The organism is Thermanaerosceptrum fracticalcis, assembly GCF_000746025.2.
Classification (GTDB): Bacteria; Bacillota; Peptococcia; order DRI-13; family DRI-13; genus Thermanaerosceptrum; species Thermanaerosceptrum fracticalcis.
This window is the reverse complement of record NZ_CP045798.1, coordinates 2,855,269-2,872,034: the sequence shown is the minus strand read 5'-3', so window position 1 is coordinate 2,872,034 and position 16,766 is coordinate 2,855,269. Positions and strand designations below refer to the sequence as shown.

At 41.7% G+C, this 16,766-nt stretch carries 16 protein-coding genes and 1 pseudogene; 1 reads left to right on the top strand and 16 read right to left on the bottom strand.

What is annotated here, in order from left to right; all coding sequences use genetic code 11:
* Window positions 1–5: 5 nt before the first annotated feature.
* The 6 genes and pseudogenes from tilS to BR63_RS14525 all read right to left on the bottom strand — a co-directional run bounded on the left by tilS (window position 6) and on the right by BR63_RS14525 (window position 9,952).
* Complete coding sequence (gene tilS, locus BR63_RS14550) at window positions 6–1,424, bottom strand: tRNA lysidine(34) synthetase TilS (protein ID WP_243270122.1); 1,419 nt, start codon at window positions 1,422–1,424, stop codon at window positions 6–8.
* A gap of 237 nt (window positions 1,425–1,661) precedes the next feature.
* Window positions 1,662–2,899: pseudogene (locus BR63_RS14545) on the bottom strand (IS110 family RNA-guided transposase).
* Window positions 2,900–3,168: 269 nt separating this feature from the next.
* Window positions 3,169–5,526 carry a stage II sporulation protein E gene (gene spoIIE / locus BR63_RS14540; protein ID WP_034425961.1) on the bottom strand — a complete coding sequence of 786 codons (2,358 nt, stop codon included), beginning with the start codon at window positions 5,524–5,526 and terminating at the stop codon, window positions 3,169–3,171.
* 166 nt (window positions 5,527–5,692) lie between these two features.
* Complete coding sequence (locus BR63_RS14535; RefSeq protein ID WP_034425963.1) at window positions 5,693–6,841, bottom strand: hypothetical protein; 1,149 nt, start codon at window positions 6,839–6,841, stop codon at window positions 5,693–5,695.
* Complete coding sequence (locus BR63_RS14530) at window positions 6,825–7,907, bottom strand: protein kinase family protein (protein WP_153802199.1); 1,083 nt, start codon at window positions 7,905–7,907, stop codon at window positions 6,825–6,827. The genes BR63_RS14535 and BR63_RS14530 overlap by 17 nt, the downstream gene beginning before the upstream one ends.
* 1,358 nt (window positions 7,908–9,265) lie before the next feature.
* Window positions 9,266–9,952, bottom strand: a complete 687-nt coding sequence (locus BR63_RS14525) for a hypothetical protein (protein ID WP_034425968.1) — start codon at window positions 9,950–9,952, stop codon at window positions 9,266–9,268.
* Between the two features lie 215 nt (window positions 9,953–10,167).
* Between BR63_RS14525 and BR63_RS14520 the strand changes: the two genes are divergently transcribed.
* Complete coding sequence (locus BR63_RS14520; protein WP_034425970.1) at window positions 10,168–10,605, top strand: hypothetical protein; 438 nt, start codon at window positions 10,168–10,170, stop codon at window positions 10,603–10,605.
* A gap of 35 nt (window positions 10,606–10,640) precedes the next feature.
* Here BR63_RS14520 and BR63_RS14515 read toward each other — a convergent pair whose 3' ends face one another.
* From BR63_RS14515 to BR63_RS14470, 10 genes are all read right to left on the bottom strand, one after another.
* Window positions 10,641–10,895: a hypothetical protein gene (locus BR63_RS14515; protein ID WP_243269976.1), complete on the bottom strand. Its 255-nt coding sequence runs from the start codon at window positions 10,893–10,895 to the stop codon at window positions 10,641–10,643.
* The gene (locus BR63_RS14510) at window positions 10,843–12,102 is read right to left on the bottom strand and encodes an IS91 family transposase (RefSeq protein ID WP_187142658.1); all 1,260 of its coding nucleotides are present in this window, start codon (window positions 12,100–12,102) and stop codon (window positions 10,843–10,845) included. The genes BR63_RS14515 and BR63_RS14510 overlap by 53 nt, the downstream gene beginning before the upstream one ends.
* Before the next feature lie 152 nt (window positions 12,103–12,254).
* Window positions 12,255–12,989, bottom strand: a complete 735-nt coding sequence (locus tag BR63_RS14505) for a DUF4367 domain-containing protein (protein ID WP_034421226.1) — start codon at window positions 12,987–12,989, stop codon at window positions 12,255–12,257.
* Entirely contained in the window at window positions 12,986–13,531 is a 546-nt protein-coding gene (locus BR63_RS14500; RefSeq protein ID WP_051965573.1) for an RNA polymerase sigma factor, read from the bottom strand. The genes BR63_RS14505 and BR63_RS14500 overlap by 4 nt, the downstream gene beginning before the upstream one ends.
* 336 nt (window positions 13,532–13,867) lie before the next feature.
* On the bottom strand, window positions 13,868–14,269 hold the full coding sequence (locus BR63_RS14495) for a S1 RNA-binding domain-containing protein (RefSeq protein ID WP_034421228.1): 402 nt from the start codon (window positions 14,267–14,269) through the stop codon (window positions 13,868–13,870).
* Window positions 14,270–14,354: 85 nt separating this feature from the next.
* The gene (locus tag BR63_RS14490; RefSeq protein ID WP_051965574.1) at window positions 14,355–14,771 is read right to left on the bottom strand and encodes an FtsB family cell division protein; all 417 of its coding nucleotides are present in this window, start codon (window positions 14,769–14,771) and stop codon (window positions 14,355–14,357) included.
* Window positions 14,743–14,979 carry a helix-turn-helix transcriptional regulator gene (locus tag BR63_RS14485; RefSeq protein WP_034421230.1) on the bottom strand — a complete coding sequence of 79 codons (237 nt, stop codon included), beginning with the start codon at window positions 14,977–14,979 and terminating at the stop codon, window positions 14,743–14,745. The genes BR63_RS14490 and BR63_RS14485 overlap by 29 nt, the downstream gene beginning before the upstream one ends.
* Window positions 14,980–15,095: 116 nt before the next feature.
* Window positions 15,096–15,617, bottom strand: coding sequence for a spore cortex biosynthesis protein YabQ (gene yabQ / locus BR63_RS14480; RefSeq protein ID WP_051965576.1), 522 nt, complete (start codon window positions 15,615–15,617; stop codon window positions 15,096–15,098).
* Window positions 15,618–15,634: 17 nt separating this feature from the next.
* The gene (gene yabP / locus BR63_RS14475; RefSeq protein ID WP_034421232.1) at window positions 15,635–15,922 is read right to left on the bottom strand and encodes a sporulation protein YabP; all 288 of its coding nucleotides are present in this window, start codon (window positions 15,920–15,922) and stop codon (window positions 15,635–15,637) included.
* 125 nt (window positions 15,923–16,047) lie between these two features.
* Window positions 16,048–16,755: a TraR/DksA C4-type zinc finger protein gene (locus tag BR63_RS14470; protein ID WP_034421233.1), complete on the bottom strand. Its 708-nt coding sequence runs from the start codon at window positions 16,753–16,755 to the stop codon at window positions 16,048–16,050.
* Window positions 16,756–16,766 lie beyond the last annotated feature (11 nt).

The window sequence follows — 16,766 nt, the reverse complement described above, 5'->3', positions numbered from 1 at the left end:
TTATTCTAAACCCTCTTGATTTTGACCGTCATATCTTTTGCATCCAGGATTTGCAGAACTAAATATCTCTCACTTTCCCCGCTGTTAAGCTTATTACTTACCGCTCTTCCCGGTATCCAGAGGACCTCTTTTTCAGAAGCTACCAGTAAAATTTGATCCCTCTCCCCACGGGGTATTTTTTTTTCGATAAAATAATCTTTAAGTTTTTTACTTCCTGCCAGTCCCTTGGGCGAAAATCTATCCCCCGGGCGACGGGCACGGGCAACATAAGTTAAAGGCTGGCCCGGCCATGGTAGATAAACAACGGTATTTCCGGGGTTTTGGGGTTTTTCCCTTTCTATTGCCGCAACTATATACTGGTTTGTTTCCGGTATATGCGTCCGGCCGGGAATCTTTAAAGGGTAGCTTCCCAGTGTTTTTTGCTGTTTCTTTGCACCTTCTTTATAAAAAAGAAGAAAATCATAAGTTTTTTCTACAATTATTTTCCCTGGCAGGTGCAGAAGTTTTCCCACCTGTCCGCGCTGAGCCAGCTCCCGGATATCCTCAACATGCTGGAAATAGAGCCCCTGTGCGGCTCCCCGAAAACTGTAAGCGTGACGGATCAGCCGTCTCTGCAGGGCCAGGGGTATTTCCTCCCACCGGCGTAAAGATAATTTTTCATAATCCCCTTCATGGGCGAGATATTCTTTTGCCTTTTTTTTCGTTACATATTCAAGATATTCCTCTTCGGCCCAAAGTATTTGCGCTGTTTTATTGAGCGTAGTGATAAGATTGGGATTGATATTCTCCAATAACCAGGGCATGAGCCGGTTACGAATTTTATTTCTTAAATAGATGTCCTTCTCATTACTGGGATCTCGCCTTGGTTCCAGGGCATGGGCACGGCAGTATTCCTCGATTTCTTCCCGGGTTACATATAAAAGGGGCCGGATAATAGGACCATGAACGGGAACTATCCCGCGCAGCCCCTCAAGTCCACTTCCGGTAAACAAATGCATGAGGACTGTTTCTGCCTGATCATCGGCCTGATGGCCGAGAGCAATTTTCTGGGCACCCAGTTGTTTAAGAAGGCCAGATAAAAATTCATAACGTGCCAGGTGTCCTGCCTCCTGAGGTGAAAGCCCTTTTTCCCTGGCCAGGGCCGGTACGTCCTTTTTAGCAATGGTGACGGGCAGCCCCCAATGGGTGGCCAGTTCTTTTACCCATCTCGCTTCTTCCTCAGCTTGCTTTCCGCGAAAAGAGTGGTCAAGGTGTGCTACATGAAGTTCACAGGATAATTCCGGCCTTAACGTTTTCAGCACATGCAAAAGCGCCAGGGAGTCAGGCCCACCGGAAACCCCCACCACCACCAAATCACCGCTTTGGATAAGGTTATACTGCTCTATGGTTTCTTTAACTTTTACTCTAAACTGGGAAATATCCATGACCAAGATCAATTACCTTCTCATTTATTTAGTGCTTAAACATTTCTTCTACAAATAACAAGGGAGTCCTTCTTTAAAGGATTCCCTTTTTTTCCTCTTCCCTATCGTTTAGTACGAAAATAACCCTATCAAATAATCAATATGCTTGTAAGGCAAAAAAGACAATAACGAACTAGCAGATGCAAGTTCATGCATCTGACGGATTAATCCTTCTGGAGGATATAACTGTTAGACAGCTTACTGGACTTCTCTCACCTCCAGACCGAGTTTTTTAGCTTCGGCAATAATTCTTTTTACACGGAATTTTTCCTGTTTTTGTTTAGCTTTTTCAAAGGATGTCTCGTCGTAGTCAACATCTTTCTTCAATAAGTTGTAAATGATCACGAGGAGCTTTCTGGCTAATGCAATGAGAGCTTTCTTGGCCCCGCGGCGTTGTTTTATCTTCCAGTACCAAGACGATAAATAGCTATCGCGTATTCGGGTGATGCACCAGGCAATTTCGCAAAGGATTCGTTTTAGATAGGTGTTGCCATGGGTGGTACGGGTGGACTTTTTTTTCCTGCACTTTCATTATTACCAGGACTTAAGCCCGCCCAGGAACAGATATGTTCCGCGGTTTTGAATCGGCTCATATCAATGCCGATTTCCGCCAAGATTGCAGCAGCGGCGGTTTTGTCAATCCCCGGGATGCCGTCCAGTTGCTCCAGTTGTCTTTGATATTGCTTGAGTTTTTCCTCAAGCTTTTGCTCTACCTGGTGAAGATGCTCGTAGTGCTGATCCAGCCACCCTAGCAAAAGCTTGAGGAACTCCCTTTGGTGAACATCCATTTTACCATTGACAGCCTGTTTGATCTCATGGAGCTTGCTCTTAGCGCGCCCCTTTACAAATGTTTCTACTTCGCGGGCAGATATCTTCCCGTAGCAGCAAAGGTGATCTATAATTGCTCGGCCTGATACGCCGAATATATCGGTAAGAAATGTTGACAGCTTAAAGCCGCAGCTTTGTAAGTGCTTTTCAATCCGATTTTTCTGGGAAGTAATTTCCTCGACGATGCTTTTACGGTACCGGGTCAGATTACGGAGTTCCCGGATAGGTTTCGAGGGGATAAAACTTCCTTCTAACAATCCGGCACGCAAGAGAGTGGCTATCCATTCAGCGTCCTTCATGTCGGTCTTTTTGCCAGGAACATTCTTCATGTGCCGGGCGTTGGTAACAATCAAAACCATACTGCCGTCAAAGGCTTCTTCCAGTACGTTATATACAGGCTGCCAATAAACACCAGTACTTTCCATAGCCACATTCCGGCAGTTTTCCTCTTCCAGCCAGGCTTTTAGTTCATCAAGTCCAGCAAGAAGGGTGGAAAAAGTGCGGATGGTTTTAACTGGTTCCCCGTCAACATTGCCTTTTAATAAGCAGGCGACAACAGTTTCCTTGTGGACATCAAGACCACAACAAATTTCCAGAATGTCTTGCATACGACTCACTCCTGCTCCAATGGATTTCAGGGATGATTGCCCGAGAAAATATGGAGTTTAGTACCCGTGCTGTTCCCAAGTCCTTAAAAACAAGGGGCGACAATTGGCCGTGCTCAAAGGCAATCAGGTTAGGTTTTTAGTCGAGGTTATACCATCAAAATACAATCAACCTTTGTCCCTGATAATTCCAATGTAGCAGAAAATTAGACCATTGTAATCACTTCTACATATTTTCATAATTGGTTGTGCCTTCTAGGCATGGGTGGTTTTTAGGCAATTTCTCTCTGCTCTATGCGTGCTACCTGTATACTCATGTCATCCAGGGCCTTATTTCCCGCCGCCTTTTTCGCCAAAAACAAAATATAATTGGCTATCTGCTGCGGGTCAGTGTATTCCAGTTGTGTCAACAGGTCTTCAAACCAACCTGCCGGCCCGTCGGTATTATAGAGGACATCCCAGATACCATCGCTCATCATCAGGATAATATTCCCCGGCAGGAGAACATGCCTGATGGTCTCAACCTCGATATTCTGCAGGATACCGGCAGGTGGTGAAGAAGCCCTGATGATTTTTATGCCCTTGGCCGAGCGAAGGAAGGTAGGTGCCCCGCCCATCTTAATAAAATCCGCCTGTCCATTGATCTGGTTAACAATCACCACATCCAGGGTAACAAACTTTTCCTTAGGTGAACGGATATATAAAGCTGTATTCACGGTTCTGACAGCCAGCTCTGGCGACAGTCCCGTCAAAAGCAGTTTTTCCAGGAGATTAACGGCAACTGTGCTTTCTGCATGGGCTTCCGGCCCTACACCCATCCCGTCTACCAGAATAAGGGCAAAACGATGATTGGGCAGGGTCAGGGCAGAACAAATATCCCCCGATACGGCTACGCCTTCTTTGGGGCTTTGGGCTTTACCCACATTCATCTGCATCGCCCTGCTCGGCACAAGATGATAGGAACAGCTGCCGTTCTGCCCCAGGGAGCGGCACTCCTGGCTTTTCAGAACATAGGTTTTCCCCAGTACCTGGGAGATGTTGGGGGCCACCAGGGATTTGCACCAGTTTTTTTCCGGACAGTGGGTTTGCATAATATGAATTTCTTTTTCCCCATCGGCTAAATCTATGACGGTGATCTCATCCACTTCAATTCCTTTTTCTTTGAGTTTTTCCTTTAGATATGAGCTGAGGTTGGTATCACATCTCACTTCTGTCTTCAGTTCCTCCGAAAAGTCCTGGATGATATTAGCCACTCCATTGAGCTGGTTATTAATGAGCTCGCGGCATTCAACCAGCTGCTTCTCATAAGAATTAATTAACTTTAAAAGCTCCAGCTGTGAATTAAGGGCTACGCTTAACTCTCTTAAGCGAACACAACGCCTTTTTAAATCCGTACCAAATTCTTTTTCACTGATAGAACCGGCCGATTCCAATTTGGTACAGGCCTCCAGCATGGCACGGTACGTTTTATAAAAATCCTGTTCCCAGCAAACCCGGTGCAGGCTGCATTTTTCACAGACTTGTGAGGCAACCTTGTTGAACAAAACATTGAGTTCATTGGTCTCTTTTTTATTTTTCTCCTGGATCTCAAAAACAGTACGCAGTTCCACAAAGACCTGGGCAATTTTCTGCAGTTTATCGGCAGTATGGAGTTTCGTGTTTTTGATATGATCGTCTGTTTTTTGCTCGTATTTTAGATATTGCTGTTTAGCCTGGGGCACCTGGAAAAGGATAAACAGCAAAGAAGCAGCGGCAGTTTCTTTTAAAGTGTCTAATATAGCTATTTGTTCAGTAAAGAACAGGGATAGGATCAGGTTAGCCAGGGTAAAGCCCACAATAACCCCGGCTTTTCTAAAGGTGTTGAAGACCCCGCCTAAGAGCCCGGCCAAAGCATAAAAGGCAATGGGACCCGTGGTTAATGTTCCCTGGATACTTGGTACAATACCCACGGCAACCCCCACGGCGGCACCGCCGCCCGGTCCGGCCAGGAGGCCTCCCCACAAAACCAGGAGACGGCTAATCACACTTTGAATCCCCAGTTTCCATACTGCTACCTGCCCCAGCCCTACCAGAATTCCTAAAATCAATAAGCCCATGCTTGTCTTTTCCTCCGTGGTAAGGGTAAAACCGCGCAAGGCTTTGGGATAAGATTGGACACAGTTAATGGCTACCAGAGTTAAAACACCGGTAAAAAAGCTTTCGAAGGCCAGACCGATCCACTGGTATAACCGGTTGTCCATAATCAGGATAACACTGCCCCGGGCCAGAAGATGAATGGCGAAAACCAGCGCCGGTATGGTGAGCCAGTGATAATCCTGCTTATTGTAGCGGTATAAGACCACATAGACCACACCAATGCTGAGCAAATAGCCCACCATAGACGAACCCTCTATAGTTAACAATGTCCCTAATACCACACCAATCAGGGCAATTCTGGCGGGTCCTGGATGGCTGACGCAGAGTGCCGCCAAAAAAGCTACACCAAATGGATACAATTCTCCCATCACTACCGCTCTGGCCAAAAACAAACCTAAAATACCTGCTCCCAAATAACTGTACCAACGGGTATGCAACAAGCCTGTCCACAAATCCTTCGTAGAGTTTACTGTCCTTGGTAAAACCTTTAACAAATGCGACACCACCCTTGCCGTGAGAGACTGTTTCCATTATATTACAGTTGATATGGTATATTTTGCCATTTGCTGTCCCCGGTTGTTATTTTTTTCCGACATATAAAAACAAGAAATGCGTGTTTAGCTACGCATTTCTTAGAGCATGCTTTTTATTTAAACCGCCTCAGAACCTTACAGTTATGGCCTTTTTGGAGAATGATGACTGGGGTTGTTCTTTCTTATCCTTTTTTAGCCATTTTTCTCCCGGTTTTTTACGCGGTGGCGGAAGGGCTGCCACTAAGGTGTTTTTCCTCTTTTCTTCCAGAACAGTAATTTTTTCAGTTCCCATTTCTTCTATGGATCTGACAAACCATAAATAATCCCCCTGGAACAAAATCTGGTCTGCTGCAACCTTCACGAGACCAAGCCATTTGTTAAATACCCCAAAGTCTACCGGTCTCTTCCAGTCCCGAGGCCAGAAAGGGATAACCTGCATTTCTTCCATGAGGCGGGAGACCGTTAAAATTCGCTCCCCACCTTTCTCACCATTAATAAAGATTATACCTACTTCCTTAAAGTTTCTAAGCTGTAGTTTCTTGGACTCCAAATCATAGACCGGCTGGTGAAAGACCCGCTGTACAGTAACACCTAATATTTGCTCAATCTCCTGCCCCTCTATTTTAAAAATCAACTCTTCCCTGGGCAGTAATCCGTATTCCAGGAGTTGAGTATTTAATAAATCTAATTCATTATTGGCTGTTAGGTGGATCAGTATTTCTAAGAGAAGCGTATTTAAACCCACTTGAGCTATATGAACTTTCTCAACCTGCGGGTCTTGATGCTTTCCCGTACCATATAACCAGGCCTGCCAGGGCAATTCCAGATGCCATATTCCTTCTCCTTCGGAAGGGGATTCATTTCCGGTATTTAACATGTTTTTATCAAGCAAGATACTGGAAAAGGCTGTTTTGACCCGACTGTCCTTTCTCACTATATTTTTGCCTGTAACTGTCTCATCCTTTATAAACGATTCCCTGGCCAGGTGTTCATCAACCCACGTTTCTCGGGGTAACTCTTCGTCATGATGTTGCGCCTCGCTGTATTGAACAGTTAAGGAAACAGTACCCTGAAACAGTGTTTTACTTAACGCTTTAGTAAATATCCTCCAGTTAAAATCTTTCATAGTAATATTCTTTAATTGGGCTATTTGTGTAACTGGCAGTCTTGCCTTGTGGCGCAGGATTATCCATGTTTCACCATCCCCCGCTGCAATTTGCCAAGGATAGCCGGGCAGGTCAGTTCTGAATTCCACCACATTATTCCTTGCTGTCATTTTTGTCCCACTCTCCTATTAACCAATTCTCCAATTGGTCTAAACAGATATCCCGCCAGTAACATTCCAGGATATATCTTTTTAGTTTAGGTGTAAGGTCATCACTGCTCAGCTGCCCGCTAAAATACTGATGGCTATAAAGCCAGTAGCGCCTGGGAAAACGAAGCTGCGCCAATAAAAGATGCCTGGCTTTTTGGTCTAAAGGATTCTCTTGATGATATTGAGTAATTAAGTCTTTGATTAAATCAAGGTCCCAGCGATGAAGGGGCAGGTAGCTGTTGAGCAGCAATGAGAAGTCCATAGCCTGAGGCCCCGTATTCCATTTCGTGATATCCAAAAAAACGAGTTTGTCATCAAGGAGTGTTATATTTTCGGGCAACAGGTTGTTTATGATAAAGGCTTCTTCCTGCCCCGCCAGAACCATGTGCTCTAAAGACTCCTGCCCTTGGTCATAGAAAAAATCAAAGTTCTCCATAAACAGCCGTTCAAAGTCGGTTAATACCTTATTTTGTTTGAGGTAATGGAGATAGGTAAGAAGATCCCTTAACCTGTTCTGTTTAACAGTAAGCCAAAGATTTTGTTTTTTGCTTTGTTCCTTTCCCCAACCCCCGGTTTGTCGGTGCAGGATTGCTAAATTTTTGGCAGCCAGGCGCAAGTGAGAAATATCGTCTCCTTTGAAAAAATTCCCTTTCCGGTAGTGTGTGAGATAATACAGTTTCCCTTCCGTCTTTTCATAAGCTTTGCCCGACTTGGTCTTCTCCAGAGGAAACAAATTTGCAATTCCCTGTTCTAGTAACTGTAAGTAGAGCTCTATGGTTTTCACCTGGATATTTTGGTCCGGTAATTCACGGAGCAAATATTCGCCTTGGGGGGTATTGAGCAGCCAGGAGTTGGGAGACTTTCTCTCCGCACTTCTTATCTTCAATTTATAAGACGAAAGAACCTGCGGAGGTACTCCTTTAACTGTTACTTCAGGTAATGCCTCAGGGTTGGCCTGGGGTAATACCTCGGGACGTCGGCCCTCTTGTCCTCTCATATATCTAGCGGAGCTGAATTGCCAAGCCATCCTAAACCACACTCCAAAAATTTTTCCTAAACTTATGTTATGTGGTGTAAAACAGATATGTGCTTGAGGAGAAAAAGAAACACCCTAAAGGGTATTCCCCCAAGGGCGCTTCTTAGTAGTCTTCGTTAGAGATCCCCAGACTGGGGCAGGTTTCCACAGTGCACATAAAACCACAGGAAGGACATTTTTTTTGCCGCTCTCTTCCACGGCTGAATGAATAACCACATCTACTGCATTTAAAACTCTCTTCCGCATTATCCGGCTTGATAATCATTCCCCATTCACCCTTTTTAATAATCTCTTTAAAATAGGCTTAAGAACTTTCTGTTTCTAGGATAAGCGTTATTAATCGTTTTTACTCATATTTCTTTACTTATTGCCTAAGTAAAAGGAAGCCCCGTAAACAGCCAAAAACGTTAAAAAGCATCAACTGCAGCCTTTTCCAATTCACTCTTATAAAATCCCTGTATGAAGAGAGCAAAACTATTAAATTATATTATAAAAAATAAAGAAAAACTGCAACAAAACAGCCGTTGCCAGTATCATAATAATAAATAGGAACTTAATTAGGGGAGTGTGATCTATGGGCAATTTCTTTTATCATGAATTCTTGCCAAAGTTTGCAGTTATGTACCCCTTTTTAAAAATCGTTTTTAGTGTATTTATGATTTTCTTTCTAATTAGGCTCTTCAAAAGAAATTGATTAAAAATAGGACAAGGGGACGGTTCTTGAAGGGGTCAATCGGAAGTTTTGCGTGTAAAAAAGGCTCAACAACCATATAGAGATAATTGATGAGCCATCGTTAACCGATATTCCTACTGACAAAATTTCCGTTTGCCCCAGAAGAACCGTCCCCGCGTCTGATTTTCTTCATCAAATTGGGATAACAAGGTAAGGGGCCGCTCAGAAGTTTTTTACTTCTGAGACGGCCCCCTTTACTTTGCGCGAAACAATATTAAGTTAGAAGTAAAAGAGCACTCCATAAACAGCAATAATTGTTAAAAGAAAGTGAACTGAAGCCTTCAAAAATTCATTCTTATAAACTCCCTGAATAGAGAGCGAAAAACTACTAATTGCTATTACTGATAAGAGTAGTTTAAGAATAGAGAATATTATTTCTCGTGACGTTGTAAAAAACGAAGTAATAAGAAGACAGACAGCTATAAATTTTATTAAGTAGTTACTGATTTTCTCTATCCTATTTGTTATATTAATTATGTACATTTTGCCGTCCATATAATAAGAACTCCTTACATTCTTTTTACCGTTATTATATTATAAACCCACAAATGTTGTAATAGGAAAAGGTTTTAACTTAAAAAAGGGGCTAACCACTTAACAGTTAGCCCCTTTTATTCTAAGGCAGTGGAGCATATTCTTGCCAGTATTCAGTGTCATAGCAATTAGTACGTTGACTGTCCCAGTAAGCATAGCAAGTAATATCATCCATGTAGGGATAATAGTAACCGCCTGAGGTATAGTCATAATATCTCCAGTAATCTTTCTTCCACCAGGTAGTATTAATTCCAGCGTAACCAGCTACATAAACAGAAGCGATGGCTAATGCCTTGTTGTAAGGGGAAGGAATATCTGCGGCTAATGCTGAGGCTACGGCTGCTACAGTTATCATATCAAAGTAAGTACTACCGTACTCAATAAAGTGGCTGGCGCTGCTGTATCCCATTATAGTAATACCGTTATTCCTTGGCTTATCTATTTTTATTTTTGTGACTTTTGTTTCACTGACAAGGGTGCTGCCGTTTAGGTACAGTTTCCTGTTTTCTTTATCATAGGTATAAACCTCCGTGGTATTGCTTTCTTTTTCTGTTACTACGTTTCTAAAGGAGCCATCTTTGCCTCTGTCCAATACATAAGTATAAATTTTTCCTTTATACGAATAGGACCCTTCTTCGCGCACACCTTGTTCGGTAGTATAAATCTTAGACTCAATTATAGTAACTGAATGATCTTGTGCAAAAGCTGGTGCAGTTAATGAAAATATCAGTATTAAACAAAGTGTTAGAGTTAACAATTTTTTCATCATAGCACTTTCACACTCCTTCTATTATAAGTTAACATTTATAATGGAATGACAAGCAAGCCCAATGGAATCACCCCCTTCCGCGAGGTAATATTTACCTCCTATCAATAAGAGAGTGATATTTTCAAAAAGGTTGCATAAACTAATTATTTTTTTATATATGCAACGAAACGGTAATCGATCGCCTCTATATAGTGAAAACTTATGGAGGTGGTAACGTGAAAAGAAAATTTGTACCCTTGCTGCTCATGGTTTTTCTTACTTTATCCCTGGTAGGTAACGTCTCATTCGCACAAGCAAATCTCAAATTGGAGCAAAGCGAACCACTAACTAGCTCTACAGGAACTCTAATAAACTATGTAGATGGGACAATAACTCAAGCCGGACCGGAATTGGTTGCTTTATCAGCGGATACTAGCTGTAGTACAACTGTAAGTTCTATAACACAAACAATGTATCTACAAAAAAAATCTGGAACTTCCTGGTCAACAGTAAACTCTTTTCAGAAAACCGTTTATAGTACAGACTACATAAGTGACTTTAGAACGGCTTCTGTATCAACGGGTTATACCTATCGCCTGTTAATAGTATCAAAGGCCACTTCAGGAGTTAATGATACCAGGGAAGCATACTCAGATCCCATTACAATACAGTAAAAAAAGCGCGACCAAGGTCGCGCGCTCTTTGGTTCCTATAACTCATATTTAATACCATGCACACCTAAGTATTCTTTTGGGCGCATCTCACCGCCACAAACCTCACAACTAAACCTTGGTGGAACTGAAATATCTCCGTCATCCATCATATCGCAGTAATCCACCACTTCCTTCGGAATGTCTTCTTCTATGTTACACTGCAAACAAACAAATTTGATGGTTGCCTTGCCGCCTACTTTAGGCGGCTTTTTCTTTGCGTGTTTCTTTCTTTTTCTGCTTACTGGGCTCATCTATTCCTGCCAACTCCTTTAGTCTTTTTTTAGCAAAGTCATCTACGGCATCAACAACTTTCAATATCCCTGATTTTAGACACACTTTCCCCTTGTATTCCATTATCTCTTTACATCTCATACATTCTAACGGGTCTTTTCCTGTGAATTCTTCTATTTTATTTCTCCAGCCTATCCGTTGCTTTCCTCTTTGGCCGTTTTTCCTTCTTTTCTGCCTTCCCAGGTATGCTTCCATTAATTTGTCAGCCAATCTTTTACTCCTTCTGGAGTAAATTCCATAATACCGGATTGTTTTAAATTGCTCATCCGGTATATGCCTTATTATCCGTGATATGAATTCTTCTACGGTGATGGTTTCTTGTTTTTCTTTTTGCTCTGTTTTATCAAAGTATTTAAAGGTTACATTTTCCCCGTCATAGTCTACAATTCTGCTTAACGCCATGGCAGGTCTTCTCATGTACCGCCCTATATATCCTACTTGGGCTTCTACTGACCCTTGTCCTTTTTTATTGGGCGGACCATAGATTACAAATCCTTCAGGGTTATCATCCCATATCTTTTGAAACAACTTCTTATATCGTTTAACTTCTTGTTCCGGCAGTTTTTTCTTCAACATCTCCATTACTGCCGCCTGCCACCTTTTCCTCAGCATTACATATGGGATAAAGTCTTTAACAACCCATTTCCCCGCTCCGTCAAAACCACCTTCAGTTACTAGGATATGTACATGGGGATTGAAGTTCATTCTTGCTCCAAAGGTATGTATTCCTACCATGGCGCCGGATTTGACTTTTCCTCTTTTCTTCAGCCATTCTAATAGTATTTTTACTGCCAGGTCCATTAGATCTTTCAAGAGTTCTCTATGACGGGTAAATATTTCCCACAAACGTTCGTCCACTGTAAACATGATGTGGCGATGAGGAACCGGATACATTCTTTTACTGGTTTCTCGACTCCATTCTTGGGTGTATCCGGTTGCGCACGATGTACAAAAACGTCCCTTACACGTGTGAGGAACTATTTTCATTTCTCCACATACCGGACATGCGAACAGAGTAAATCCTGCTTCTTTTTGTCCACATCGATTAAATTTATTGATTTCCTTTATCACAACAGGACGTATTCTGTCTTCGTATTTATTAACAAACTTTTCCCAATGCTTGTTCTCATCAAAAAATATCTCTCTTAAGATATTATCCTGGCCCATATGTTCTCACCTTTCTAACGACTACTTCCTGCTTTCGTTAAAAAATGAAAAAACCCTTGCTTAGCAAGGGCTGAGAACCACAAAAATTTTTATACTTTCCTATACGTTAAAATAGAAGGCGACTAACCGGTTATCCGGAAGTCGCCTTCTTTTTATTTGATGCTGGTCAATGCTTTGGTAAATTCATCGAATGTAAAGCCTTTGGCCTCCACCATAATTAACAACTGATCATCTGTAAACTTACATATAATGTCGCCATTTTTGAAAACCACAATATCGTATACTTTGTTGTTAAAAACAAATTTTTTGATCTCACTGTTACTGCTGTCCACAACACTAACCGAGGAACTGGAACCTGTCAACAACCATTGGGTAAAGCGGAGACTCTTACCGTTTCCCCTCATATAAAACAGTATTCGTTCAGTGTTATCCGCTTTTTGGAATGTAATTTTCTCAACTGTTACTCCAGCAGGCAAGTCACTGATTTCTCTTATCATAAAGGATGCCCGGGATTTTATTTCTTCTATACTTTTGAATTCTTCTTCAAGGGGTGTCTGGACTGGTTTGCCCTCATTGATATTAATGGTGCTGCGTAGCAGATTGCTACCTCTTATCCAATATGTTTTTATTACGTTACCTGCGGCCGTAACACTACCAGTAAATATGTTACCAAGTATAAAGGCCCCTATTAAACCTGCAGCAATCAGTAGTTTTGAGTAATTTGCACGGGACCTCTTTTCTTGAGGAGTATTGGTGGTTGGAACCTGGGAGGTTCTCTCTTTTATTTTAGCAAGGAACCTATTATAAGCCTCTTCTGTATCTACATGAATCTTTTCATCCAATTCCTTAAAAGATTCTCTGATTTTATCGTCTAAAAAATCACTCATAATACATCGCCAACTTTCTCTGCATATCCGCTCTCATAATTTTTTATATAGTGAACCAGTACCTTTTTGCCACGATGTATAATGCTACGTGCTGTACTTTCGTTTATGCCCAGTGTCTCGGCAATCTCTTTATAAGAGTACTCTTCGTAATATCTTAAGATAAATATTTCCCGTTCTAATTTACCGAGTTGCTGTATAAATTTTAAGATTTCATTGTTCAGTTCGTTTTCTTCAATTATATTCAGGGGATCATAACACTCTTCATTTGTAAATTTATTTGCAATAATTTCAATATTATCCGTCAGGTAATATTTTGAGTTCGTTCTGAGGATTTGATTAGTACAATTGATTACTATTTTATTTAACCAAAATCGAAACTTTCCCTTGTCCCTTAATGTGTTTATTTTATTATAAACAATTAGAAATGCTTCTTGTACAATGTCATCCGAAAGAGTTTTATCATTAGTCATAAAGTAAGCGAGACGAAACGCCCTGCTATAGTATTGTCGAAATAATGTATTAAAATCCAGCTCAGGAGTCATGAAATCACGCCCTTTTGTTTATGCCTTTGTTATATATTTCTTCATATGTCAGCTAAATTCCTTTTCCTGCCATATGATTTTCTATTATCATTTACATTATTTATTGAGATAGGTGGTGCAAGCAATGGAAAATCGGTTAATATAAAAAGCACTCCTTAAGGAGTGCTTGATTATCTCTCATATTGGGGACATTCCTGTCCATTTTCTGATTTCCAACTTCCAATCCCCGACTTCAGCATTGCACTGAAAGCCACCGGTACCTAATAACTAATAACTAATAACTAATAACTAATAACTAGTAACTAGTAACTAAATAGGTGTGTCCCCTTTCCTTAATTAATACCGGCTGGAGCCCCTTCCGCCCCTTTTGGCATCGGTGCTTCTTTTATATTCCTGAAGCCTTTCATCACTATCTTTCATAAATTTGGCTAATTTATCTTCGAAGGAAATCTGGTTCGCACGGGGCTTTTCCCTGCGTCTATCCTTTCCGGGAGAATTTGGGTTTGGATTGGCTTGTTTAATGGAAAGACCGATCTTTCCTTTGGGATCAATGTTGATAACCTTGACCTTTATTTTATCCTGTTCTTTTAGATAATCTTTTACATCTTTGACATAAGCGTCGGCGACTTCGGAAATGTGAACCAATCCCGTCACCCCACCCGGTAACTCTACAAAGGCCCCAAAACTAGTGATTCCGGTAACAACACCCTCAATGATTGCCCCTACAGCAATAGACATGCGAAAAGATTTCCTCCCTAAATTTTTATTTTTTATTAGCATAAAATCATTATAGCTTAAGGGTTTTGCCAGTGTCAATATGACACTAGTCAGCTATTTCAGCACTGTTCACCTCTTTGGGTTTAGGTATATTTTTTCCCGGAATGGCCGGAACAATCACCGTTTCTCCCGGCTTCACCAGTCCCAGGCTTTCCCGGGCAATCCTTTCGATAATTTCCGGTTCCTGTAAAGCTTTAATATCTTGTTCCAGCCGGGTTCGCTGCTCCAAGAGTACTTTCTTTTCCAAATCAATTTGTTCCAGTTGTTTTTTTAACTGCCAAATCTCATATCCTCCAGCTAAAAAGGCAAAGAGCAAGTACACCCCTAAGGCGCTTGAAAGCAGTTTGAAATATTTGGGGATTTTTCTTCGCTTACGGATAGTTTTTGCTGCCTGCTCTTCATTGTTAAGGACATACAGGCGCGGTACTTCTTCGCTATACAGTTTCTTCTCCTTCCGTATCAAAGAGACCTACACCCCATTCTTCCCCCGGAATAATGACGACAACCTGGTAGCCTTTGGCCTTTGCTCTGTTATAGAGGGTATTTACAGTAGCAGGGCTTAACCCCAGAACTTTGCTGATATAATCGTGACTCTTTCCCGTTTCCTTTAAGGACACAACCTGCCTTTCACGGAAGCTAAGTTTCTCCGCACCGCGAATTTCGATATGCATAATGACCAGCCCACTGTAAGAATTATCCACATATTATACACAAACTGTGGACATATTTACTACATATTAATTACATTTTCTAGATTCAACACCGCTCTATGTTTTCCTGCTTGGTATTAAGATAAATTTTCGGGGGGTGGATCATCAGGAGGATCTCTACGAATTTTCATACGTTGAACAACTTTTTTCATCATGTTTAATAATTTTTTGCCACCCCGACCCAGAATTAAACCAAAAGAAACAACCAAACCTACTGGGAAAAGGACGATTCTATAAAAAATTTTAAAAGGTACTAAAATGATTTTAACAATGCACTTCAATACACGGGTAACAAATCGATAAACACATTCCAAAACACAACGGACTTTTTTGCTCACAAATTTAAAATACAACAATAACCCCAGGGTCATCGCTAAAAAGACATAAAGTCTTACTTCTCCCCAGGTACTTAATAACAGGAAGAAATAAGCAAAACTTGTCACCACGATCCAGAATAAGACATCACCGATGATTGTCCCCCAAGGCCCCGGTCGCCAGATTACTATTAACGTACGATAACAATCAAAAAGCACCCCCACAAAACAACCCAGGATCATTACCAGTATAAAAGCAATCATCTGGTCGACCACAGACTGCATTGTGTCACCTCGTTTCTTTATTTAAATAGCCTATCCATGATTCCCTTACTCCTCGTTTTAAGTTTAGCCTTCCTGTCCTCTACGTATTGGATACCGCTAACCACACCCTCTAAAGTTAATTGCCCTTCCTCCAGGTTTAAATGAGTAATATGCAGACCCTCACCCTTAATCACTAAGGGTCCTAATTTAGTTGCAGCAACAATTTGACTGTCATCGAAACTTTCTACCTGGAGAACACCGGTTGCGCTTAGTACCTCCCGATTGGTTAGTGTTAATTGATAAAGAGGAGAACCTTTGTTTTCCATTTCCCCTTCCTCCTCCATAGTTCTTTTTCCATATCCATATGCAGCAGTGCTGTAATTATGACTCTGGGGCATAATTACAGCAAAAGAAGAGCCAAGCACCCTGTGCTTGGCTCTTCTTTTGCTGTTTATTCATTAACCCAATTATAAGGGGAATCCTCGTCATTCTGTCCGCTAAAATCCTGGTAGACCTGCCCGTCTTTGGCCTTTTTGGCCGCAATCCCTTCATAATCTTCTACTATACCAATGTTTTCATCGTTATCAACAAAGGTATCGTTATAGTTTTCCACACTGCCTATATCGGAAGGAGATTCGCTGCTTCCATAGCGGGCCACCGCCTGCCAGGCATCTTCCCCGTCGAAGGCATTGTTATCTGATGCATCGCCGGCTGTTTCCAGCATCCGGTCATGGTTGAAACCGCCGAAGGGAGGAGAGATCACATCCTCTTCAATGGGCCGGGGATGACGCTCTAAATCTTCCAGGTTGTTTTTACAGTCTATACATAAGGTAGTATAGGGCACAGCTTCTAATCTTTCTATATCAATTTCTTTTCCACACGATTCACAGGTACCATAGGTACCTTCATCGACACTGTGGAGGGCTTCTTCAATCATGGCCAAACGGTCTTCCGTAAAAAGCTTTAGCCCTAAATCCTTCCCCCGCTCAAAGGTGGTATCACCTACATCGCCGGGGTGATTGTCATAAAGGGAAAGTTCGTCAATGGAATCCGTTAAAGCTGTTCTTAAACCATCTTCTATGCGCTGTGCTATCTCTGTTTCCTCTTGCTTCATCTCTTCCAAACGTTTTTTTAAACGGTTAAGCTGTTCCTGCTTCATCTTCGTCTCCC

Bases quoted from the DNA above. Each gene is read 5' to 3' on its own strand.
- BR63_RS14485 (WP_034421230.1), bottom strand. From the start codon at position 14,979: ATGCATATCGAAATTCGCGGTGCGGAGAAACTTAGCTTCCGTGAAAGG.
- BR63_RS14530 (WP_153802199.1), bottom strand. From the start codon at position 7,907: ATGGCTTGGCAATTCAGCTCCGCTAGATATATGAGAGGACAAGAGGGC.
- BR63_RS14495 (WP_034421228.1), bottom strand. From the start codon at position 14,269: ATGTCTATTGCTGTAGGGGCAATCATTGAGGGTGTTGTTACCGGAATC.
- yabP (WP_034421232.1), bottom strand. From the start codon at position 15,922: ATGGAAAACAAAGGTTCTCCTCTTTATCAATTAACACTAACCAATCGG.
- BR63_RS14500 (WP_051965573.1), bottom strand. From the start codon at position 13,531: ATGACTCCTGAGCTGGATTTTAATACATTATTTCGACAATACTATAGC.
- BR63_RS14535 (WP_034425963.1), bottom strand. From the start codon at position 6,841: ATGACAGCAAGGAATAATGTGGTGGAATTCAGAACTGACCTGCCCGGC.
- yabQ (WP_051965576.1), bottom strand. From the start codon at position 15,617: ATGCAGTCTGTGGTCGACCAGATGATTGCTTTTATACTGGTAATGATC.
- BR63_RS14470 (WP_034421233.1), bottom strand. From the start codon at position 16,755: ATGAAGCAGGAACAGCTTAACCGTTTAAAAAAACGTTTGGAAGAGATG.
- tilS (WP_243270122.1), bottom strand. From the start codon at position 1,424: ATGGATATTTCCCAGTTTAGAGTAAAAGTTAAAGAAACCATAGAGCAG.
- BR63_RS14510 (WP_187142658.1), bottom strand. From the start codon at position 12,102: ATGGGCCAGGATAATATCTTAAGAGAGATATTTTTTGATGAGAACAAG.
- BR63_RS14525 (WP_034425968.1), bottom strand. From the start codon at position 9,952: ATGATGAAAAAATTGTTAACTCTAACACTTTGTTTAATACTGATATTT.
- BR63_RS14505 (WP_034421226.1), bottom strand. From the start codon at position 12,989: ATGAGTGATTTTTTAGACGATAAAATCAGAGAATCTTTTAAGGAATTG.
- BR63_RS14515 (WP_243269976.1), bottom strand. From the start codon at position 10,895: ATGAGCCCAGTAAGCAGAAAAAGAAAGAAACACGCAAAGAAAAAGCCG.